Below are 22,697 nucleotides of genomic sequence, written 5' to 3'. Positions count from 1 at the left end.
GAATAAATCTCTAGTATCAGTTTATCAATTAGGATAAAATTTTTCTTATTCTCAATTGCGCTTGTTTGGCTAGGGAACGCATGATTAAAACTGGAAGATTAACTGTAATAGGTGGATCGCTGGGCAAAGGCCTGCGCATGCTGATTTCCTCCTGATAGATGCTATCGCCTGAAAAAGCGAAAGGCTCATCGCTGCCCCAGCGAAAGTTATGCTTCAAGACATAGTTTTTAGTTAGGTGTAAATCCTCCAGCAATTCACAGGCCAAAAGATAGTAGTGACCATCGGGTACATTTTCAAAAGTAAACCGGCTCTCCTGACTTAGTGCTACTCCGATAACCGGCTCTTCTTTGGGAATGCGGGTTTTAAAAAGCCCGACACAGCTAATGCGTGGTTCATACCCCTCAGGATAAGATAGCGCCACGGTCAAGCGATTGCCACTTTTACAGTCGGGATCCTGATGCAATAAAGCTCCCTTCTCATCCAGCTGTTTGACCATAAAATCATAAGCCTTGGTTGATTCTTGATAGTATTTTTTAGGCGAAAGTCCAGTATGCCGCTTAAAAGTATTAGAAAAACTGCCTAGACTATCATAACCAGCTTCCATGGAGGTCTCAGTCACATTTTGCCGACCTTCCACAATCTCCTGAATACCTTTTTCCATCTTAAGAGCTTCCACATATTGCTTGATAGAAAAGCCCATCTTTTTCTTGAAAGTTCTGGATAGATGGGAAGGGCTATAGTGGAAATGCTGAGCCAAATCGGTCAGACTCAGCTCTTGATCTGAATGCTGACGCAGATAGGCTGCCACTTCTTCCATGATAGCTTTAGACATAGACTTGCTCCTTTCCCATTTATTTAAGCCCATTATATCACATCAAAAAGAAGGGACAAAACATCGAAACCTGAATAAAGAAAAGCTAAGCTGCAAATAAATAATGAAAAAACTTTAGACACTATCCGTCTAAAGTTTTTTATCTTCACGATTAAATTACTGAACTACCAATGTTTCCAAGCTTTCTCCAATCGCAGCCAAACGTTCCACCACTTCTGCTTGGCTCAGACCGTTTTCAGTCACATAGCGGTTGCGAGGGTGAACGCGGCATTCATGAGAACAGCCACGGAGGTACTTGTCTTCATTTTCTTCTGAAGTCAGGATGCGGCGGTTACACTCTGGATTGCCACAGTTGACATAGCGCTCACAAGGAGTACCGTCAAACCAGTCTTTCCCAATCACGACTGGATCGACATGGTTGATATCAACGGAGATACGCTCATCAAAGACATACATCTTGCCATCCCAAAGCTCACCTTGAACTTCAGGATCCTTGCCGTAAGTTGCGATTCCTCCATGCAATTGACCGACATCCTTGTAGCCTTCACGCACCATCCAGCCTGAGAATTTCTCACAGCGAACACCACCTGTACAGTAAACAACCACGCGCTTGTCCATGAACTTCTCTTTATTATCACGAACCCATTGCGGCAACTCACGGAAGTTGCGGATGTCTGGACGGATAGCTCCACGGAAATGTCCTAGGTCGTACTCGTAATCGTTACGTGTGTCTAGGACAACAGTGTCTTCATCAAGAAGGGCTTCTTTGAACTCTTTTGGTGACAAGTAAGCTCCTGTCGTCTCCAGCGGGTTAATGTCGTTGTCAAAATCATTGTCTTCCAAGCCCAAGTGCACGATTTCTTTCTTGTAGCGAACAAACATTTTTTTGAAGGCTTGCTCATTTTCTTCGTCAATCTTGAACCAAAGGTCTTCCATGCCCGGAAGGCTGTGCACATAATCCATGTATTTTTGAGTTGTTTCATAATCACCAGAAACCGTTCCATTGATTCCTTCATCTGCCACCAGGATACGGCCTTTCAGACCGATAGATTTACAGAAGGCCAGGTGATCAGCTGCAAATTTCTCAGCATTCTCAATTGGAACATATTTGTAGTAAAGTAGGACGCGAATATCTTTTGCCATAAGATTTCAACTCTCATTTCTCTATAAATTTTCTGAATTTTTTAATTCATCTATTTATTATAACCTGATTGAAAAAACTGGGCAAAAAATTTGTTTGGAAAATAGCAGAGCTGGAATTTCTATGCAGAAAAGCAGCTTAGCCCTCTTTCTCCAATTCTTCCAAATACTTTTCAAAGCGCTTCTTCTGCCACTTGCTGAGGGTCTCTAAGAGAATATTGACCAGCAGCATGAAGGGAAAGTGAATGACAAAAGTAATTAAAATAACAAATAGGAACATAGGGTGAAAAACACTGTTATGATAAATAGCATGATTGAGCTGAAAATTCTGGCAGGCGATCAAAAGGGTCAGAAATCCTGTCGTAGCCAGCACACCCCAGATAGTCAGACTGAAACTATTGTAATAATTAGCTCCCAGATACTGAGTGCGACACATGAAATAAAAACTGCTGATGAGAATCAGAAGCAAGAAGGGCTGATAGTGAACGACTCCCCCATTCATTGCTACAGAACCCATATATAAAGCTAAACTGCCACATAGCATGAGACTGAAACTCTCCATACCAGCCTTGTTGACCAGTTGTTCTTCGCGTTCGTCTAAGATTTGACGTTTAATAAGTTTTATTTTCATTTCAAACTCCTATACTTCTACCCCAAAAATAGGGATTAACAACATAAGAATGGCAGGAAGTCCGTTATTGATCATGTGAACTGCAATACTGACTTCCAAGCGCCGAGTTCGATAAGCCAGCAAGGTCAAAATCACAGAGGCACCACCATAAATCACAAAAGACATGATATTGGTTGGGCCATGAAAAAGCGCAAAGAGCAGTCCGCCTATGATATAGCCCCAGCTTTCATAGCCTTTAAAGATTTTTTGAGGAATGATGCCACGGAAAATAATTTCTTCTGCGATAGGCGCTAAAACTCCAAGCATGATGGATAATAAAATGATATCTCCTCTTCGGAACTCCTCCATCAAAGATGCCTGATTAGCCGTTGTCACCTCGCCATGCAGCCATCGGAGCAATACCGTCCCAAGGACAGATATGAGCAACATGCCTAAGAGACCTAGAGCAATTCGCTTCCCGTCTCCTTTTTGAAAAATTTTTCCAGATGGAGATAGGATGCCAGTCTTCTTTGCTACCGCGACAAATACCAGTAAAATGAGGATTATCAGCAAAATCCCAAGACCAATGGTCCATTGTTTGGGAAATTGATAAGTTATTGCTAGCTGCTTAAACAGCATAGGGAGGATATACAAGGCCAAGGCTAAAAAAGCGCAGCCAACCCAGATCAATCGTTTCCACCAAGTCATTCTTTATCCTCCAATTCCTGATCGAGCTTTGCCTGACCTTTGCCGTTTAGGTAAAGACTGATCTTGTCCATGGTCAAGCTCCCAAGCATAAACAGTATCATTGCAAGAGCCAGCTTGAGCAGATACAAAAGGCTCAACATGCTAGTCAGATTTTCCCGCTGACCAAAGAAATCAATGCCTATAAGGATGAGAACGAAGACAATGCCACCGCCAAAACGCTCTGGCCATTTTTCCTCTCTCACCATATCACCAACATCAATCCCTAGGCTTACGCGACGAAGCAAGGCATATAGACCTACTAGAGTAAGCAGAATACCCTCTGGCAGATAGGCTAGTAAGCTTAGATGGAGGACATAGGCTTTGAAAAATACAGAGATAGCTAAGAAGAGGAACATTCCTAGCACCAGTTCTCCCGCAACTTTGCCGTCCAATTTCTCTGTTCGTTCATCTTTTATAACAGGCTGCTTCTTCATTTTCTTTCTCACTTTCTTATTTATAAGTTAAAGATTCATTGATTCTAATTCTCATCATTTTCTAGTTCTTGGTCCAATAAAACCTGTCTCTTCTGATAAAAATGATCGACCAACTGATCAAATATACTAGAAAAGGCAGTTATCAAAGCTAAAATAAAAATAAATTGCAAAATTGGATGATGGCGAAAGAATGGTCGAAGAGCTGAATTTCCACTCCACATCTGAACAGCCACGATTACAATCGCTAAGATAGCTCCATTGGCCAAACGACTTCTGAAACTCCTATGCCCAATAGATGGCTTGTCGCGTCTGATATCAAGTCCCAACTGCCAGCTCCTAATTCCTGCATATAGCTCCATCCCTAAAATAATCAAGATTTCTGGTAAGTAGCCTTCTACTGGCACATGCCAAATCATGATTTTGATAAAAATAGAGATAAGGAGCAAGATGATCGCAAAAAAAGCTATTTCATTTCCTAATTTTCGCTCAAGTTGTAAAGTCCGCTCGTCTGTATAGACTTTTTGTGGTTTGTCCTTCATTTTCTTTCTCACTTTCTTCCTATTCTTCCCAAAACAACTGATCCAGCGTTTTATTGAGGCATTTGCAAATGGCCAAGCATAGACTAAGACTGGGATTGTACTTGCCTGCCTCAATCAGGCCAATGGTCTGACGGGTCACACCGATAGCATCAGCCAAGTCGCCTTGAGTCATGTCATGCTCAACCCTTGCCATTTTTAACCTAAGATTTTTTGCCATGGCCACCATCCTTTTCGTATTTCTTTTGCCCGCCTATGGCGTAGAAAGTAGAGCCAAGGGCGACATCAGCACAAGCGATTATGATAAAGGTTTGATTTTCCTGAATCATGCCCACAATTAGTAGAATTGTCGCCGATACAAGACAAATAAACTGAGCATTCACTTTTTTATTCATATCTGCGTTCCTTTCATCTTCATAAGTTCATTATACAATATATTTTAAATAATGCAATATATAAATTACATTTTGTTTTTTATTTTGTACAAAAAAAGATTGGGACTTTCCCAATCTTGTAAAATCTAGTTTGATTAATCTTTCTTAAGGCTGCCTGAGCGAGTCTGAGTACGGGCGTAGGCAAGTAAGAGCAAGGTTCCTGCTACGGCAACTGTCACTCCATTGGACAGAGTTGCCACAAAGCCTTGCACAAAGACCTTATTGACCGGCTCGCTATAAATCAAAATGTCTCCAATCGGAGCGACCAAGAGCCAGACAAAAGCATTGGCCAAAAGCTGGAAGATATTGAAGTTGACGATGTCCTTCACTTCAAAAACACCTTCTGCTGCACGGATGCGATTTTTAAACAAACCAAGAATGAAACCAAAGAAGGCACTAGCGATGATCCATGACCACCAGAGACCGTAGCCAGCCATAGCGTCTTTGATAACGTGGCCAATCAAGCCCATCAGGAAGCCGACAAAGGGGCCAAAAACGACACTGAAGAGGGCCTGAACCGCATATTGCAGCTGAATACTGGTATTTGGGACAGGTGTTGGAATGCTAATCATTCCGATAACTACAAAAAGTGCAGCTCCAATCCCCGTTGCAACAACTTCTTTAATAGTAAACTTTGTATCTAACAATTTCTTTTTCATAATGTTCTCCTTTAATTTTCTATACGTTTAATCTCAATATGCCATTGAGCACCAACACCAACATTATAGGCCTTGGCAAAGGAACCTTGGTTGATAGCCAAGCCCACCCGATAGAGGGAATTGATGTATAAAATTGGCTGACCAATGCGGACATCCGCAAAGGACTTGCCATAGGTCACTTGGTTTTGATAAACCAACATATCATTGTTGTAAATAGTAACTTCGAAACGGTCACCAAAGCTTGGCTCCAAGGTGCAGAACTCCTCGCGCGTAATCGAAGTCCAAAGGGAGCCAAAGCGAACATCCAAAATGTCAATAGCTCCGCTGACCAAATTATCTGCTAGTCTCGTCTCCACAACAGGGATTTCGACAATTTCTTCGACACTCAGCTCTGGGCCAACTTCCTCAAAACTAATATGGCCGCTAGCCAGCTTGGCACCTGTGTAGGCATAGACATCTCGCCCGTGGAAGGTATAAGAATGCTCGGTATTCTTGCGACGATTTTCCACCTCTGAAATCTCACGAATAGCTACGATACCGACATGCTTTTTGATAAAGGACAGAGTACCATTATCAGGTGTCACGATATATTGATTTTTACTGGTCTTAGCAACCACGCTTTTCCGCTTGGAACCCACTCCCGGATCTACGACCGAGACAAAGGTCGTTCCCTCTGGCCAGTAATCTACTGTCTGAAAGAGACGGTAACTGCCCTCAAAAATATTGTAAGGGGTGATGTCATGGGTCAAATGATGGATTTTCAGCGTTGGTGATTCCTCCAAAGCCACTCCAATCATAGCCGACACTGCTCCATCTACCAGACCGAAGTCCGACTGCAGCACTAATATGTTGTTCATCTTAATCCTCCCAGGCCCTAAGCCTGATATTCTCCAAGTCTTCTAATCTTACCAAAATTAGGCTCTTTTCGCTAGAGCTGGAGGCATAGATTTTTTTTATAACCGTCTATTTCTCAAAGATATAGCATGCAAGCTAGTTTTTTTCTGGATCAAACTTATGCCAGAACAATTCCTTGAGCAAGCTAAGATAGGAAAGTCCGGCAGCTGTCGTCTTGCTTAACTTTTTATGACTGAAAATCAGCTTTTTCACTGCGTTTCTTTACCAGATATTGGCCCAGCAGGCCACCGATTAAAGCACCTGCCACTACCATCACGATAAAACTAGCAATGGTCGGGAAATCCAACGGCAGCAAAATCCGATTGATGTATTCTGCTGTCTTACCACGAGCCACCAAGCTATCAATATAAGCTCGCCGCGCTAGCCACATGAGGATAATAGGGCCCGAATTGACAAAAGAGAAACAAACAAAAGAAAGCAGATTCCAGAATTTATTTTTGTATTTGCCCAAGCCTGCAATCGTGTCCGCCAAGAGACCGAACACCAAGCCCGGCAAACCAGCAATCATAAAATGACCAGACAGGAGGAAAAAACCTCCCATTATTAGGCCTACTAAGCTGATCGCTCCAAATTTTTTAATCTTGCTTTGCAGCAACATATAAACGCTTCCACCAAAAACTGCAGCAAAGACTGGAGCATAGAGCATATTGCCAGCATTGTCAAAAAAGTGCCCTACTAGTACTCCTAGTCCGACACAGAGAAAGTAGAGCAGAGCAAAAACTCCCGTCCATTTCAACTCTTTCAGTGTTAACGATGTCATTATTGAATCCTTTCTAATTGTGAAGTTAAAACTTCATAAAACTATTGATAGCTACATCCTTGATACGTGCAAATGCGCATTTCATGCTTTGCCATCCTTCCTGCAGGAGGAAGTTTTAGCAAGGTTTGTAGATCTAGCATCCTTGATAAGCTTTCTTCCTAGGAAAACTAGTTGTTTATTAAAGCAACTTTCCTCGTCATGGGCAAAATCCAGCACTGCCAAGAAGTAATGTATTATGCTATTTTTCTATACTTAGCTTTATTTATTATAGCATTATGAAAATAGAATGTAAATTAAATTTTCAGACTTTTCAAAGGATGATAGTTGACAAAAGGAGGCTGGGACAAAAGTCCTAGCCTCTAAATTGTCTTTGGATTGTCGAGCAAGACGCAGTGGTTGAGTGGGTTCTATTACGCTGATTTCATCAGCGTAATAGAGCCCTACTCAACTGTGCGGAGGTGGGACGACGAAATCGAATTCTAACGAATTACCGATTTCTGTCCCACTCTCTGTCTAGCGATGACTGATCTTTCTAGTTAGGAAATCTCCCAGAAACTGGATAAAGAAGATAAGAAGTAAGAGCAAAACAGTCGCTAAAATGGTCACGTCTTGGTTGAAACGTTGATAACCGTAGGCAATCGCTACGTTCCCAAGGCCGCCTGCACCGATCGCTCCCGCCATAGCCGTTTCACCTACTAGCGAGATTAGGGTCACTGTTGTCACCCGAATCAAGTCTGGTAAGCCTTCACGCAGGTAAACACCGATGATATCCCATGAGTTAGCTCCAACTGCCTGCGCTGCTTCAATCACACCGCGATCTAACTCTGATAGAACCACCTGCACCTGACGGGCAAAGAAAGGGAAGACCGCCAAAGATAGTGGCACCAAAGCTGCTGTTGGCCCAATCCCTGTCCCCACAATCATCCGTGTGAAAGGATTGATCAAAGCTAGGAGAATGATAAAGGGAATTGCCCGAAAGATGGATGTGACCTTGTCCAAGATGAAAAAGGCTGTTTTATTTTCTAAAATACCGCCTGGCGCTGTCAATACCAGGAAAAGTCCAGCGATCAAGCCTAGAATCCCACCGATCAGGAAGGAAATAATCGTCATATAAAGGGTCAGATAAATCGCTGTTCCCCAGCCAGCCTGACCAGCCCAGCCCATCTTATAGACATTGGGCAAAAATGTTTTAATCAAGTCTATCAATCTAAATTCCTCCCTTAAGCACCTTTAATTCTACGCCAGCAGCTTGTAAATTGCTTTGAGCAGACGCAAGATTTTCTGCATTTCCTGACAAAATGACTACCATCTCCCCGACAGGCACATTGTCTAAAATCTCAATGTTAGCATGTAAAATATTGGCTGAAACTTGATACTGCTTGTAAATATCGTTGATAATGGCTGTATCTGTCACCGTACCAGCATACTTCAAATGCGCCAAGACAGAATCCGCTGGCAAATCTTGCACAATCTTCTGTTGATTGATTTTAACCATCGCTTCAGTGATACCTGTTGCCGTTGTGATAAAGTCTTGGGTCAATTCATTCTGTGGATTGGTAAAGATATCCAAAACCGAGCCTTCCTCGATCAATTTCCCATTCTGCATAACAGCTACACGATTAGCAATATCTTTGACAATCTGCATTTCGTGCGTGATCAGTACAATCGTCAGTCCCAACTTTTGATTCAAATCCTGAAGCAAGGCCAAAATTTGCTTAGTTGTTTTAGGATCCAATGCCGAAGTCGCTTCATCTGAAATCAAGATTTTCGGATCATTAGCCAAGGCTCTAGCAATCGCCACGCGCTGCTTCTGACCACCAGATAGTTGAGACGGATAATTATCCGCTCGATCTTCCAGACCAACCAATTCTAAAAGTTTACGAACTTTCTCCTCTTTTTCAGCAGCAGACAGGGAAGAGTGCTTCAAGGCAAATGCGACATTTTCCTTGGCCGTCATCTGGGCCATCAGATTGAAATGCTGGAAAATCATGCCAATGTCCTTACGCTTTTCCCGCAGTTGAGCCGCATTCAATTGGACACTTTCCTTGTCATACAGGACTGTTCCATCTACAGTAATTCGACCACCAGATGGCTTCTGCAGAAGGTTAATAACCCGCACCAAAGTTGACTTTCCGGCACCAGAATAACCTACGATACCGTAAATATCCCCCTGATTGATGTGAATGGTCACATCTTCAACCGCCTTGATGACACGATTTTTCTGTGTAAAAGTGACATCAATACGGTCTAATTTGATAATTTCATTGCTCATAACTTCTGATTAACTCCTTGATTAATTCAATATGGGTATAATAATCGGCAATCTTGACATTTTCATCGCCACCATGATCTCGACTATTGGCATTTCCCAAGCCAAAAGCAGCCATCGGAACTTCCAAAGCCTCAAAGACTGTATGCATGGGTCCTGTTCCTGCCGATGTCGGAAGCACCGAGATGCCCTCTGGATAAAAATCCTTGGCCAGTTCAATCACATTCAGGATAGAAGGGGCACTCATATCACTACGATAGCTCATTTCTCCCAGTGTATAGGTTAATTCTACCTTATCATAGCCATTTTTGTCCAGTTGCTTGCGAATCTTGTCCAAGACATCATGGGGCTCTAAGCCTGGTACCAAGCGCACTTCCATCTTGGCAGATGCATATGCTGGGAGGATGGTTTTGACTCCTTGTCCCTGATAGCCTGAACCGAATCCTTCAATGTTAATGGCTGGCTCAAAATAGAAGCGACGCAGAAATTCCTGCCTGTCCTCTTTCAAGACTGGAAGCTGGAGGCCGTAAATTTCTTTCAACTCTTCTGGTGTTTTCAGAGCATACTGGGCAATCAAAGCCAGCTCTCGCTCATTGGGCTCCTGTACTTGCTCATAGATGCCCTCCACCAAAATCCGACCGTCAACACTACGCAGGCTAGAAATAGCATCCATCAAGTACCAAGAAGCTGAATTAATGACACCGCCATAGCTAGAATGGATATCGACTTCTGCACTGCGAACAGACATATCAAAGGTGACAATGCCCTTATTCCCACCAGAAATCTCCAACTGACCTAGATTATTACGCGTGCCCTGCTCCCAGACCAGCAAATCTGCTCCCCGCAAATGTTTCTTATGCTTGGCCAGATATTTATCCAAGTCTGTCGAAGCTGACTCCTCTGCTCCCTCCATCATGAAGATGATATTGACTGGCAGCGAACCATGCTCTCGGATATACTTACGTACCGCTGTCAAACGCGCAGTAATGTGGCCCTTGTCATCATCGACCCCGCGACCATACATAACACCATAGTGGACCGACAAAGTAAAAGGATCGTTAGTCCAAGGCTGGTCATTATCGGCCGGCACCGTATCATAGTGGTGATAGAAAATGATAGTCTTGGCCTCAGGATTGTCCGACTGAAACTCTGCCAATACAAAGGGAGCCGTGTAACTGTCATCAATCATCACTTTAGCACCCGCGGCAGTGAAAATTTCTCCCAGATAGGTAGCTACCTCCTTGAGCCCAATTTGCTGGGCAAAGATAGACTTTTTAGAAATCAAAGTCCGCAACACCTCAAAATAGTGTTGGGCCACCTCATCATTTTCAAACTTTTTAATTTGTTCACTCTCAGTTGAGAAAGGCATGTGTAACTCCTACTAATCGCATCTCTTTAAAGATTATCTGCTATGATTCACGAAAGAGCAAAGACTTGCTGTCAGGTAAGTCTGTAACTCTGCGTTTTAATATTGCTAAGTCATCTCCGCTGATAAAAACTCTAACTAATAGCAGATAAAGGGCTGGAGAAATCCATTCCCCGCCCTTTCTATCTTCAATTATTTTCTATAAAATCTTACCAAACTGGTTGATCCATACCATCTGAAGATTCTTCAATGACTTTTTTAACTTCGTCAGTATGGTAAGCCTTGATGATTTTCTTGATGGCATCTGCCTTGTCAGATTTTTCCCAATCTTTCTTAGCAGCAATCAGATTGTACCACAGTTTAGAATTTTCATCTGTCTTTTCTTTGTAAAGAGCGCTCTTGTAGTCAATACCAGCTTCACGAACGAAGGTATTGTTGACAACCGCTGCATCTACAGAAGTAAGAGAAGCTGCTGTTTGAGAAGCATCCAATTCAGAAATTTTCAAGTTTTTCTTGTTTTCTTTGATGTTAGCAACAGTCGCAAGTTTAGTTGAATCCACATCTAACTTGATCAAACCAGCTGCTTGAAGAAGGTTCAAAGCACGGCTTTCGTTTGTCGCATCATTTGGTACGGCAATGCTTCCGTTTTCTGGAATATCTTTTACATCAGTATATTTGTTTTTACCATCTTTAGTACCAGAGTAAAGGCGGATTGGTGCGATATATGTATCTGCTACAGACACCAAATCAGCATTGTTTTCTTTATTCCAGTTTTTCAGGTAGTAGTAATGCTGGAAGGCATTGATGTCTACATCACCATCGCGAACTGCTTGGTTAGGTTGAGAATAGTCTGTAAATTGGGTAAAGTCCAATTTAACACCTGCTTTATCCTTATCAAGGATTTCCTGAACCTTATCCCAGCGCGCTTCCTCTGTATCGCTGAGGCTCATCACACCAACTTTTACAGTCACTGTTGCACTGTCTGCTGACTTAGCGTTTTTTGATGTTGAAGACGAGCAAGCTGCCAAACCAAATGCTGCTACAGCTAAGAGTGCTGTTGCACCAAACCATTTTTTCAATTTCATGAGATAATCTCCTTATAAAATATATTTTTTTCTAGTGAAAGGGTTGTAAGTTATTTCCAATTGCTTAAGGCAAAGAAAATCAGAACTTACTTGATATCCTTGGCATCTGGCAAATAAGTGCCGCCAAAGAATTCTTTTGATAATTTTTCAAGTGTGCCATCCTCGTAGAGTTCCTTGATCCGCTTGTTCATGAAGCTTTGAAGTTCTTCTTGTCCTGAAGCAAGGATTGGATAGACATAGGGTTGTTGGTCACTTGGAAGTTCAATCACTTCGACATTATCTAAACCTTGGTCTTTGATGATGGTATCTACTGTGATACGCTCAAAGATCTTGTAGTCTGAACGGCCATCATTCAAATTAGCCAAGATTTGCTGGATTGTACCATCTGTGTAGTTGATGGTTGTTGGGTTTGAACTGTGCTCTTCATTGTACTTTTCCAACTGCTTAGCTGTTGAAGTACCTTGAACAACTTCAGTAGACTTGCCTCCGATATCGTCCAGCGACTTGATATTTACTCCTTTACGAACCACCAAGACGGTTGGGTTTTTAGCGTAAGGGTTGGTATAGAGGTATTTACCAGCACGGTCTTCTGAATAACTGATGTTATTGGCACCGATTTGGTAGCGGTCACTGTCCAAGCCAGAGAAAACAGAAGCCCATTTGGTCTTGTTGAAGTTGACTTCGTACTTATCTGAACCTTTGAAGATTTCACGAAGCACTTCAATTTCGTAACCAGTTAGTTTTCCATCCTTATCCTCATAAGAGAAAGGCTTGGTTGTTCCAACCGTTCCGACTTCAATCGTCTTTTTCTTTGTAGTACTATCTTTACTCGCAGAAGACGAGCAGGCTACAAGCAGCCCAACTGCAAGACTTCCTACCACAGCAGTGGCAGTGTATTTCAATATCTTTTTAATATTCATATCTCTATCTCCTCCTAAAGAGCATGTTTCTATCATACCAAAAGTCGAAAATCCTGACCATTATATATTTTTTATCAAGGTGATAGATTTTCTTTATCACTGATTCGATTATTCAAACTATTTGAAAATATCGAAATCTTGTTTTTCTATGATAACAAAAGAAAAGGTCCTTGCCTAGTTCTTATTTTCTATGAAAGACTATAGTTATTTCTTATAGTGCTTGAGGAGGAAGAGGGCGTTTTCGACATAGTAAGGCACAGAGACCTGAAAGGCTGTATCGTCAATCGTCATGCTATCATGGTGCAGATCAGGCGCATCTGCTGCACCATTTGATCCGATAAAAGCAAAGACACCAGGGATTTTTTCTTGGTAAAAGGCAAAGTCTTCGCCGGCTGAAGATGGCTGGGCAGGTACTAGCTCCCCGATATTCTGAGAATTTTTAAAAATAAGCTCGGCTAATTCTGGATCATTATAGGTCACTGGCGGAGTCTGATCCCAGACAATAGTGACCTTAGCACCGAAATTCTCCGCCGTATGCTCCACAATGCGGAGAAAATCTGCCTTCAAACGTTTTTGCAAATCAGGGTTAAAACAGCGAATCGTGCCTTCAAAAAAGCCATTTTGTGGCAGGACATTCCAAGTCGCCCCAGCCTCAATGTGGGTCACCGATAAAACAACTGGCTCAAAGGGCGAGACAGTCCGAGAAACCAATGCCTGAAGATTTTGAATCATGCTGGTCAGAGTCAGCACCGTATCTACTCCCAAATCTGGCCGAGCCGCATGGCTGCTGACTCCCTCAATAGTCACCTTAAACTTCTCTACGCCTGCCATCATGGCTCCCGGCTTCAAGGCTATTTGCCCAGCTTTTAACTGGGGCATATTATGAAAACCGATAATCGCAACTACATCATCCAACAAGCCCGTAGCCAGAACTTGACTGGCTCCTTGAGAGGTTTCCTCGGCTGGCTGAAAAATCAGGCGAATAGTCCCCTGTAAATCTTCTTCCATAGCCTTGAGCAACTCTGATGCTCCCAGAAGACTAGTCTGATGAAAATCATGACCACAGGCATGCATGACACCAGGATTTTGGCTAGCGTAAGGCAGACCTGTCTTCTCTAAAATGGGCAGGGCATCAATATCTGCCCTCAAGGCGATCACCGGCTCTCCCTGACCAATTTCGGCAATCAAGCCCGTCTCTGAGCCGGAGTCCAAGATTTTAATCCCTAAGTCTTGCAAATAACGGCTTAGAAAGGCCGTCGTTTCATACTCTTGGCCAGACAGCTCTGGATGCTGATGAAGATAATGACGCGTTTTTACTAATTTATCATAGAATTGTTTCATGGCAGGCTCCTTTACTCTACATATCTATTCTCCAGTATAGCACAAAGCTAGACTAGGAAACAAAAATAGAGAGCAGAATGAAGCATCCGCCCTCTCATCTTGCTATTAAGATATATCGCCTTCAAAAGCTCTGACGATGGATTCATAAGAATAATCACGCTCTAGGACCCATTTGCCATCTGTTTTGACAAATTTCAACTGATAATCTCGTTCTGGCGTAAGAAGAGGACGTGAATCCATTCCAGCCATCATGTCATTGGCATAGCTCTTATCGGTAGCTTTGTAGACGTCACTCAGACTTCCATATTCAGAACGATGCTTATCATAAAAATCTTGACGGTAGGTATACATGGTTTTATTTAGACTGACCGTTCTCGGTTTGATCTTGATAACGATTGAATTTGGCATGTACTGGGCTACTGTGTAGTCAATTTCTGAGCGTTTGGCATTACTTTTCACATAAGCATCAATGAAAGCATTGATTTCATCCTCACTAAAGGGATAATCATGCAATTTACGTGTGAAATCTGCTGCAAAAGCTGCTCTATAATCTTTTTTATCTTGCTCCAAATCGCCGCCTAAAACCAAATCGCCTTTGTCTTTGGAGGATTTTGTCTTTGCTTCTCCTCCCAAGAAAACAGCATTGAGGTAATCAGAAGCTAATTTCTTTGATTCGTCAACGTGATTAGGATATTTCGCAGGATCAACCTTTAGTTTGATGGCTTCTGCTTTTTCATCGGAGCCATAGGTTTTCTTCTCATAGTGAAGTTCATATTTCTTGCCATCTTCAACTTTAAAGACCAGATTACCAGAAAGAGTTTTTCCTTCCGCTAAATCTTCATAGCTCAGTGTTTTGAAGTTTTCTTTATCATCATAGACTCCGACTGGCTGGATTTTTTCGCCTTCTGAATCATAAAAACCAATGTCTGAGGAGGAAATCATGATCTTATCATTTGTTTTATTTTTAATTTCCAAAGACAAGGCCAAGTATTTGGCATCAGCTGATCCGTTGCTTGGCATAATGAACTGACCATCCTTAATCTGGATATCAACCTGCCCATTGCTGGCTGACTTTTTGACAGTTGTCTCCTGACTTGGCTTACCAGAATGTTTTTTATTTGGACTTGGAAGCAAGGCACAGGCGGTTAAGCTCATCCCTGCCATAAGCAAGGCCGTGTATTTAAATACTTTTTTCATCATTGTCTCCTAATTTCTTAATACTGTGACTTTTCTATTTTATCATACTTGGCTAAACTGGTAAATAGCGTTTAAAATTTGAGTCATATAAAGATGTATTCTTGCGATTATGAATATAACTAAGCACCTCAAAAAGCTTGAAAAGTGCGGTCTTAAGTAAAACAGGCAAAATTTCTAACTCTCATATAAGAAATTGGTTACAAAAAAGAGAGTGGGACAGAAATCGGTAATTCGTTAGAATTCGATTTCGTCGTCCCACCTCCGCACAGTTGAGTAGGGCTGTAAAAGCTGATGAAATCAGCGTAGTAGAGCCCACTCAACCACTGCATCTTGCTCGATAATCCAAAGACAATTGAGAGGCTAGGACTTTTGTCCCAGCCTCATTTATCTTTTATCCAACTAATCTTACATCGATAAAATAAGCAGATCAAATCCCTACTCTATAATAATATTTCTACAGAAAAAGCCACTTGATATGCGGAGCAAGAACGGAAATTTCCTGATGAAGTTCATTGAAGCTAGTATTTTTCACATCAGCCAAGTCTAAAGAGACAGCACTCTCCTCTTGATTTTTGGGATAGAAATATAAAATTCGACTGGTCGGTTCTGAAGATGTCATCCTAGGTCGAGATATATCGTATTCAATTTGTTCAATCTCCTGCCACAAGAAGTACTTCTCTCTTTTAGCAGATAAGCCTCTCAGCCTTATTCCCATCTCATCCATCTCTAAAATCGGTGGTTTATGGTGCGAAATATAGCCTAGAACGATCATAAAAATAGCGGCTATGCCCATTCCCCAATAGATTGGATTGAGCATATTGTTACTTTCTTCAGTCGTCTGCCTGCTTCCTTGGTCTTCTTTGTTGGTAGAAGCCCTATGAACCAGTTGATTGCTACTATTTTGACTTGTTGACTCAAGGGAGGCCTTATTCATAGATTCAAAAGCCATGATAAAAAAGATAGCAAAGAGTAAGAAAAAGCCTATGGCATAAAATGTTGCTCCATTGCGCTGATATACTTTCATTTTAGTCCCATCCTTTCCAGGTATATTTCCTATATGAGAATGCCTTCCAAATGGTCTAATTCATGCTGGCAGATTTGTGCTGGAAAATCCTCTAAAGTAATGGTCTTCTTCAGCCAATTCTGATCCAGATATTCGACCGTGATTTTCTGGTAACGAATGGTTGACCGACTGCCTGTCAAAGACAGACAGCCTTCTTCCGTTTCATAAGCTCCTGATTTCTGAATGAGAACTGGATTAAACATGACCATGGGCAACATACCATACATAAAAATAATCACCCGCTTTTGGAAACCAATCATATTCGCTGCAAGACCGACACAAGACTCTCTATGCGCCAACAAGGTATCCTGCAAATCTTGAGCCAAGAATAGATCAGCTTTCGTGGCAGGAACTGATTTTTGCTGTAAAAAGAAAGTATCTTTCACAATTGCTTTTTGCATCTTTCACCTCAAATGGAAGAGGCTGGATTCCCTATCTCAGCCTCCTTAGTTTATTTGAACACTCTCAACGCCTTGTTTACTTATTTTGCATAGCGTTCGCTAATATCTTTTGCGAGGACAAAATTTCCTAGTGTTGCTGAGCCATTTCCTGCGACAGCCGGTGTGACAATGTAGTCACGCACATCTGGCACTGGCAGGTAGCCATTGAGCAGGACAGTGAATTTCTCACGAACACGATCCAACATGTGCTGCTGCGCCATCACACCACCACCAAAGACAATGACATCTGGACGGAAAGTCACTGTCGCTTGAATAGCTGCCTGCGCAATATAGTAAGCCTGAATATCCCAGACAGAGTTATTGAGCTCAATGTTTTCACCACGCACACCTGTCCGCGCTTCTAAGCTAGGACCAGCTGCTAAGCCTTCCAAACAGCCCTTGTGGAAAGGACAGACACCGTTAAAGCCTTTTTCCACATCCATTGGGTGCTGAGCTACATAGTAGTGTCCCATTTCTGGGTGGCCTGTCCCCCCGACAAATTCACCACGTTGGATTGCACCAGCGCCAATTCCCGTTCCAATCGTATAATAAACTAGATTTTCAATGCGACCGCCAGCATTATTGCGGGCTACAACTTCACCATAGGCAGAGCTGTTGACATCTGTCGTAAAGTAAATAGGCACATTCAAAGCACGACGAAGCGCTCCTACGATGTCTACATTTGCCCAATGTGGTTTTGGAGTTGTCGTAATGTAGCCATATGTTTTTGAATTAGGGTCAATATCAATTGGACCGAAAGAGCCGACTGCCAGACCAGCTAGATTGTCAAAACGAGAGAAGAACTCAATCGTTTTATCCAGTGTCTCAATCGGTGTGGTTGTAGGAAACTGTGTTTTTTCTACAACATTAAAATTTTCATCGCCCACAGCACAGATAAACTTCGTTCCACCAGCTTCTAAACTTCCGTACAATTTTGTCATTTCAAACACCTCTTGTATTCTTTATACTCCATTATAGCATATTTCCATATTGGAAATGGCTCTATATTTTAGATTTTCCTCTGTAAATCTTAGTACTCAAGTAAAAAGAGAGTGGGACAGAAATCGCTAATTCGTTAGAATTCGATTTCGTCGTCCCACCTCCGCACAGTTGAGTAGGGCTGTAAAAGCTGATGAAATCAGCGTAGTAGAGCCCACTCAACCACTGCGTCTTGCTCGACAATCCAAAGACAATTGAGAGGCCAGGACTTTTGTCCCAGCCTCTTTCCTTTGTTGACTTTCTATAGCTAAGATTAAGCTTTCACTTCAATAATCGCATCGCCTTTAGCAACAGTTCCTTCTGCTACTGGAGTCACAGAAGCGTAGTCAGCTGTGTTAGTCACGATAACCATAGTCGTGTCATCCAGACCAGCTGCTGCAATTTTAGCTGAATCAAAAGTTCCAATAATATCGCCAGCTTTGACTTTAGAACCTTGAGAAACTTTTTGATCAAATCCTTCGCCATTCATAGACACTGTGTCAATACCAACGTGGATCAGGATTTCAGCACCATTAGCTGTCTTCAAACCATAAGCATGGCCTGTCGCAAAAGCAATTGTCACTTCTGCATCGGCTGGGGCATAAACAACACCTTCAGTTGGTTTAATCGCAATCCCTTGACCCATAGCTCCGCTTGAGAAAACAGGATCATTTACATCGCTCAAAGCTACTGCACTACCAACGATTGGAGAAATGATTGTTTCATCTTGGAGAGCCGCTGGAACATTACCAGTTGTTTCTTCTTCGACCAGACGCTCTGTAGTAGCATTCGTAGCAACTTCAGCTTCATCTTCGTAACCAAACATGTAAGTAAGTGCAAAACCAAGAGCAAATGATACAGCTACCATGAAGAGATATTGGAAGAGTTGTCCATTACCAATGTAAAGCATGGTACCTGGGATGATAGTGATACCATTACCAGTACCAGCAAGGCCAAGGATAGAAGCCAAGCCACCACCGACAGCACCAGCGATCAATGAAAGGAAGAATGGTTTGCGGTAACGCAAGTTAACCCCGAAGATAGCAGGCTCTGTAATACCAAGGAAGGCAGAAAGAGCAGCTGGGAATGCAAGAGTTTTAAGTTTAGGATTTTTAGTTTTGACACCAACAGCAACGGTTGCAGCACCTTGAGCTGTCATAGCAGCTGTGATGATTGCGTTGAATGGGTTAGCATGGTCAGCTGCGAGCAATTGCACTTCAAGCAAGTTGAAGATATGGTGTACACCTGATACGACAATCAATTGGTGAACTCCACCGATCAACAAACCACCTAGACCAAATGGCAAGCCAAGAATAGCTTTTGTACCAATAAGAATGTAGTTTTCAACAACGTGGAAGACTGGTCCAATAACGAAAAGTCCAAGAATTGACATCACCAAAAGGGTTACAAATGGTGTGACCAAAAGATCCAGAACATCTGGAACAACCTTACGGACAGCTTTTTCAAACTTAGCTCCGACAACCCCAATAATGAAGGCTGGAAGAACAGAACCTTGCAAACCAACAACTGGGATGAATCCAAAGAATTTCATAGCAGTCACTTCACCACCTGATGCTACTGCCCAAGCATTTGGAAGCGAGCCAGATACAAGCATCATACCAAGAACGATACCAACGGCTGGATTTCCACCGAATACACGGAAGGTTGACCAAACTACCAGACCTGGTAGGATAATGAAGGCTGTATCTGTTAAGATTTGAGTATAGGTCGTTACATCATCTGGAAGCGTCATTCCAAGAGCGTTCAAGAGCCCGCGAACACCCATGAAGAGACCAGTTGCTACGATAACTGGGATGATTGGCACAAAGACATCACCGAAAGTACGGATGGCGCGTTGGAACCAATTCCCTTGCTTAGCAGCTTCTGCTTTCATGTCATCTTTTGATGAAGTCGGCAAACCTAAGGCTACAACTTCGTCATAGATTTTATTAACCGTACCTGTACCAAAAATGATTTGATATTGGCCTGAGTTAAAGAAAGCTCCCTGAACTTTTTCTAGGTTCTCGACAGTATTTTTGTCGATTTTACCTTCATCTTTAACCATGACGCGCAGACGAGTCGCACAGTGGGCTACACTGTTAACGTTCTCACGTCCACCCAAGGCTTCGATGACCTTTTTTGCAATTTCAGTATTATTCATTTGCAAAAATCTCCTTATAAATATTTTTAACTTTTGAAAGCGATTTTATCACCTTTACGAATATTATTTTACCATGATTCAGAGATATGTCAAGCGTTTTGCAGAAAAAATATTTTTTTACTGTTAAATGTTGATTTTTCAGCAGAAAACGTTTACTATAGTAATAAGAAATAATATGATTCGGAGGACAAAAGATTGGCTTGGACGACTGAAAAACGCTACAAACGCTATGAAGACTGGACTCAGGAAGAGCTACAGCAGATCAAAGAAAACATCGCTAAATCTCCTTGGCGGGCTAACTACCATGTGGAGCCTCAGACAGGTCTGCTCAATGACCCCAACGGCTTCTCTTATTTTGACGGCAAGTGGGTGGTTTTCTACCAAAACTTTCCTTTCGGGGCTGCCCACGGTCTCAAGTGCTGGGTTCAATTAGAAAGCGATGACCTAGTTCACTTCACTGAAACTGGCCTTCGAGTGCTGCCAGATACTGCTCTGGACAGCCACGGTGCCTACTCAGGCTCTGCCATGCAGTTTGACGACAAGCTCTTTCTCTTCTACACCGGCAATGTTCGTGATGAAAATTGGGTGCGTCACCCCTATCAAATCGGTGCCTTGTTAGACAAATCAGGCAAGCTCGAAAAAATCGACAAGGTTTTGATTGAGCAGCCTGCTGAAGCGACCGACCACTTCCGCGATCCACAGATTTTCAATTACAAAGGGCAATTCTATGCTATTGTTGGTGGGCAAAATCTGGACAAGCAAGGCTATGTCAAGCTTTACAAGGCTGTTGACAATGACTATACCAACTGGGAAGTCGTCGGTGATTTGAACTTTGCCAATGACAAGACGGCCTATATGATGGAGTGTCCTAATCTAGTCTTTATCAACGACCAGCCAATCCTGCTCTACTGCCCTCAAGGTTTGTCTAAGGACGTACTGGACTATGGCAACATTTATCCAAATATGTATAAAATAGGTCAATCGTTTGACATAAATAAAGCCGCGATGATTGATCCTAGCCCTATCCAAAATCTGGACTACGGTTTCGACTGCTACGCCACCCAAGCTTTTAACGCACCTGACGGTCGTGCACTCGCTGTCAGTTGGCTAGGCTTGCCTGATGTGGAATACCCATCTGACCGCTTCGACCATCAAGGAGTGTTCTCCCTCGTCAAGGAATTGACCCTGAAAGACGGCAAGCTCTACCAATACCCAGTCCCAACAATCAAGGACTTGCGAGCAGAGGCTCAGCCTTTCGCTCCTCTGGCAGAAAGCAAGAACAGCTACGAACTAGAGCTAAATCTCGCTGCGGACACCGAACACGAAATCGTCCTCTTTTCAGACAAGGATGGCAAGGGCCTACGCATCAATTTTGACCTCAAAGCAGGTCAAGTGACCGTTGACCGCAGTCAGGCAGGTGAGCCACTCGCTCTGGACTTTGGAACCAGCCGAAGCTGTGATATTGACAAAGAAGCCACAAGTGCTACTATCTTCATCGATAAATCGATTTTTGAAATTTTCATCAATAAAGGAGAGAAAGTATTTTCCGGCCGTGTCTTCCCGAGAGAAGACCAGACAGGCATTGCCATTACCAAAGGTAATCCAACCGGTACTTACTATGAATTAGATTATGGTCGCAAAGCTAACTGATGTAGCAAAACTAGCAGGAGTCAGCCCTACAACTGTTTCCCGCGTCATCAACAGGAAAGGCTACTTATCCGACAAAACGATTTCCAAGGTTGAGGCAGCCATGCGAGAATTGGCTTACAAGCCTAACAATCTGGCGCGTAGCCTCCAAGGAAAATCAGCCAAGCTAATTGGGCTCATCTTTCCTAATATCAGCAATGTTTTTTACGCAGAATTAATTGGTAAATTGGAACACGAGCTCTTTAAACAGGGATATAAAACTATCATTTGCAATAGCGAGCATGACTCAGATAAGGAGCGTGAGTACCTTGAGATGCTCGAGGCTAATCAGGTGGATGGTATCATCTCCGGCAGTCACAATCTAGGCATCGAAGACTACAATCGCGTGACTGCTCCCATCATTTCCTTTGACCGTAACCTTTCACCAGATATTCCAGTTGTCTCCTCAGACAACTATGGCGGTGGAGTGCTGGCTGCTCAGACCTTGGTCAAGGCTGGCGCTCAAAATATCATCATGATCACCGGCAATGACAATTCCAACTCGCCGACCGGCCTGCGCCATGCTGGTTTCGCCTCTGTCCTGCCGGACGCTCCTATCATCAATGTGTCTAGCGACTTTTCTCCAGTCCGAAAGGAAATGGAAATCAAACACATTTTGACCCACAAGAAGCCAGATGCTATCTTCGCTTCAGATGATTTGACAGCCATTTTAGTGATGAAAGTCGCTCAGGAGCTAGACATCCAGATTCCTGAAGATCTAAAAATCATCGGCTACGACGGCACCTACTTTGTGGAGAACTACTACCCTCAGCTGGCAACCATTAAGCAACCGCTGAAAGAGATTGCCAAACTTCTGGTCGATTTACTGCTACAAAAAATTGACAAGCAAGAAGTCACAACAACGGGCTACTTCCTGCCGGTGAACCTCTTGCCAGGCAAGAGTGTGTAATTTTCATTCAATCCCTACTAAATAAGAAAATACGACTTCCATTTTGGAAGTCGTATTTTATCTATCACGGCTGAGAAATATGGATTTCTACAACTGCTGAGTTTGGGACAAAAGTCCTAGCCTCTCAATTGTCTTTGGAATGTCGAGCAAGACGCAGTGATTGAGTGGGCTCTACTACGCTGATCTCATCAGCTTTTACAGTCCTACTCAACTG

24 protein-coding genes are annotated in these 22,697 nt (G+C 42.7%); 2 read left to right on the top strand and 22 right to left on the bottom strand.

Annotated features, from left to right (window positions below; all coding sequences use genetic code 11):
* Positions 1-28: 28 nt before the first annotated feature.
* From D8791_RS02350 to D8791_RS02230, 22 genes are all read right to left on the bottom strand, one after another.
* Complete coding sequence (locus D8791_RS02350) at positions 29-832, bottom strand: helix-turn-helix transcriptional regulator (protein ID WP_125446114.1); 804 nt, start codon at positions 830-832, stop codon at positions 29-31.
* A gap of 156 nt (positions 833-988) precedes the next feature.
* On the bottom strand, positions 989-1,975 hold the full coding sequence (gene trhO / locus D8791_RS02345; RefSeq protein ID WP_125446113.1) for an oxygen-dependent tRNA uridine(34) hydroxylase TrhO: 987 nt from the start codon (positions 1,973-1,975) through the stop codon (positions 989-991).
* A gap of 136 nt (positions 1,976-2,111) precedes the next feature.
* On the bottom strand, positions 2,112-2,603 hold the full coding sequence (locus D8791_RS02340) for a DUF6773 family protein (protein WP_125446112.1): 492 nt from the start codon (positions 2,601-2,603) through the stop codon (positions 2,112-2,114).
* A 9-nt stretch (positions 2,604-2,612) separates the two neighbouring features.
* A complete protein-coding gene (locus D8791_RS02335; protein ID WP_125446111.1) occupies positions 2,613-3,290 on the bottom strand; it encodes a CPBP family intramembrane glutamic endopeptidase in 678 nt (225 codons plus the stop codon).
* Positions 3,287-3,763: a DUF6773 family protein gene (locus D8791_RS02330; protein ID WP_125446110.1), complete on the bottom strand. Its 477-nt coding sequence runs from the start codon at positions 3,761-3,763 to the stop codon at positions 3,287-3,289. The genes D8791_RS02335 and D8791_RS02330 overlap by 4 nt, the downstream gene beginning before the upstream one ends.
* A 44-nt stretch (positions 3,764-3,807) precedes the next feature.
* A complete protein-coding gene (locus tag D8791_RS02325; RefSeq protein ID WP_125446278.1) occupies positions 3,808-4,302 on the bottom strand; it encodes a DUF6773 family protein in 495 nt (164 codons plus the stop codon).
* Positions 4,303-4,321: 19 nt separating this feature from the next.
* Positions 4,322-4,519, bottom strand: a complete 198-nt coding sequence (locus D8791_RS02320) for a helix-turn-helix transcriptional regulator (RefSeq protein WP_125446109.1) — start codon at positions 4,517-4,519, stop codon at positions 4,322-4,324.
* Positions 4,503-4,694 carry a potassium transporter gene (locus tag D8791_RS02315; RefSeq protein WP_125446108.1) on the bottom strand — a complete coding sequence of 64 codons (192 nt, stop codon included), beginning with the start codon at positions 4,692-4,694 and terminating at the stop codon, positions 4,503-4,505. Before D8791_RS02315 ends, D8791_RS02320 begins: the two co-directional genes overlap by 17 nt.
* A 134-nt stretch (positions 4,695-4,828) precedes the next feature.
* On the bottom strand, positions 4,829-5,392 hold the full coding sequence (locus D8791_RS02310; RefSeq protein WP_061910022.1) for an ECF-type riboflavin transporter substrate-binding protein: 564 nt from the start codon (positions 5,390-5,392) through the stop codon (positions 4,829-4,831).
* A gap of 11 nt (positions 5,393-5,403) precedes the next feature.
* The gene (locus D8791_RS02305; RefSeq protein WP_062005582.1) at positions 5,404-6,249 is read right to left on the bottom strand and encodes an SAM hydrolase/SAM-dependent halogenase family protein; all 846 of its coding nucleotides are present in this window, start codon (positions 6,247-6,249) and stop codon (positions 5,404-5,406) included.
* 224 nt (positions 6,250-6,473) lie between these two features.
* Positions 6,474-7,067 carry an MptD family putative ECF transporter S component gene (locus D8791_RS02300; protein WP_125405287.1) on the bottom strand — a complete coding sequence of 198 codons (594 nt, stop codon included), beginning with the start codon at positions 7,065-7,067 and terminating at the stop codon, positions 6,474-6,476.
* 513 nt (positions 7,068-7,580) lie between these two features.
* Positions 7,581-8,273 carry a methionine ABC transporter permease gene (locus D8791_RS02290; RefSeq protein ID WP_005591809.1) on the bottom strand — a complete coding sequence of 231 codons (693 nt, stop codon included), beginning with the start codon at positions 8,271-8,273 and terminating at the stop codon, positions 7,581-7,583.
* Position 8,274: 1 nt separating this feature from the next.
* Positions 8,275-9,339 (bottom strand): methionine ABC transporter ATP-binding protein, encoded by a 1,065-nt coding sequence (locus D8791_RS02285; RefSeq protein ID WP_062005501.1) that lies wholly within the window; start codon positions 9,337-9,339, stop codon positions 8,275-8,277.
* Positions 9,329-10,705, bottom strand: a complete 1,377-nt coding sequence (locus D8791_RS02280) for a M20/M25/M40 family metallo-hydrolase (RefSeq protein WP_125405284.1) — start codon at positions 10,703-10,705, stop codon at positions 9,329-9,331. Before D8791_RS02280 ends, D8791_RS02285 begins: the two co-directional genes overlap by 11 nt.
* Positions 10,706-10,911: 206 nt before the next feature.
* On the bottom strand, positions 10,912-11,787 hold the full coding sequence (locus D8791_RS02275; protein ID WP_125446107.1) for a MetQ/NlpA family ABC transporter substrate-binding protein: 876 nt from the start codon (positions 11,785-11,787) through the stop codon (positions 10,912-10,914).
* A gap of 86 nt (positions 11,788-11,873) precedes the next feature.
* The gene (locus D8791_RS02270; RefSeq protein ID WP_125446106.1) at positions 11,874-12,707 is read right to left on the bottom strand and encodes an amino acid ABC transporter substrate-binding protein; all 834 of its coding nucleotides are present in this window, start codon (positions 12,705-12,707) and stop codon (positions 11,874-11,876) included.
* A gap of 204 nt (positions 12,708-12,911) precedes the next feature.
* Positions 12,912-14,048, bottom strand: coding sequence for an amidohydrolase (locus tag D8791_RS02265; RefSeq protein ID WP_125446105.1), 1,137 nt, complete (start codon positions 14,046-14,048; stop codon positions 12,912-12,914).
* Between the two features lie 105 nt (positions 14,049-14,153).
* Positions 14,154-15,248: a DUF4352 domain-containing protein gene (locus D8791_RS02260; RefSeq protein WP_185760534.1), complete on the bottom strand. Its 1,095-nt coding sequence runs from the start codon at positions 15,246-15,248 to the stop codon at positions 14,154-14,156.
* A 451-nt stretch (positions 15,249-15,699) separates the two neighbouring features.
* Positions 15,700-16,269 (bottom strand): hypothetical protein, encoded by a 570-nt coding sequence (locus D8791_RS02250; protein ID WP_125446103.1) that lies wholly within the window; start codon positions 16,267-16,269, stop codon positions 15,700-15,702.
* A gap of 29 nt (positions 16,270-16,298) precedes the next feature.
* A complete protein-coding gene (locus tag D8791_RS02245) occupies positions 16,299-16,709 on the bottom strand; it encodes a peptide deformylase (RefSeq protein ID WP_125446102.1) in 411 nt (136 codons plus the stop codon).
* 80 nt (positions 16,710-16,789) lie between these two features.
* Positions 16,790-17,689: a fructokinase ScrK gene (gene scrK, locus D8791_RS02240; protein ID WP_062123547.1), complete on the bottom strand. Its 900-nt coding sequence runs from the start codon at positions 17,687-17,689 to the stop codon at positions 16,790-16,792.
* A gap of 311 nt (positions 17,690-18,000) precedes the next feature.
* Positions 18,001-19,887, bottom strand: a complete 1,887-nt coding sequence (locus D8791_RS02230; protein ID WP_005591796.1) for a sucrose-specific PTS transporter subunit IIBC — start codon at positions 19,885-19,887, stop codon at positions 18,001-18,003.
* A 195-nt stretch (positions 19,888-20,082) separates the two neighbouring features.
* Here D8791_RS02230 and D8791_RS02220 point away from each other — a divergent pair, with 195 nt between their 5' ends.
* Complete coding sequence (locus tag D8791_RS02220) at positions 20,083-21,537, top strand: sucrose-6-phosphate hydrolase (RefSeq protein WP_048792259.1); 1,455 nt, start codon at positions 20,083-20,085, stop codon at positions 21,535-21,537.
* Complete coding sequence (locus D8791_RS02215) at positions 21,518-22,483, top strand: LacI family DNA-binding transcriptional regulator (RefSeq protein WP_125372473.1); 966 nt, start codon at positions 21,518-21,520, stop codon at positions 22,481-22,483. Before D8791_RS02220 ends, D8791_RS02215 begins: the two co-directional genes overlap by 20 nt.
* The last annotated feature ends 214 nt before the right edge of the window (positions 22,484-22,697 follow it).

The organism is Streptococcus cristatus, from assembly GCF_003943515.1.
GTDB lineage: Bacteria > Bacillota > Bacilli > Lactobacillales > Streptococcaceae > Streptococcus > Streptococcus cristatus_D.
Note: the sequence above shows the minus strand (reverse complement) of the source record. Positions and strands in the feature narration are given on the sequence as shown.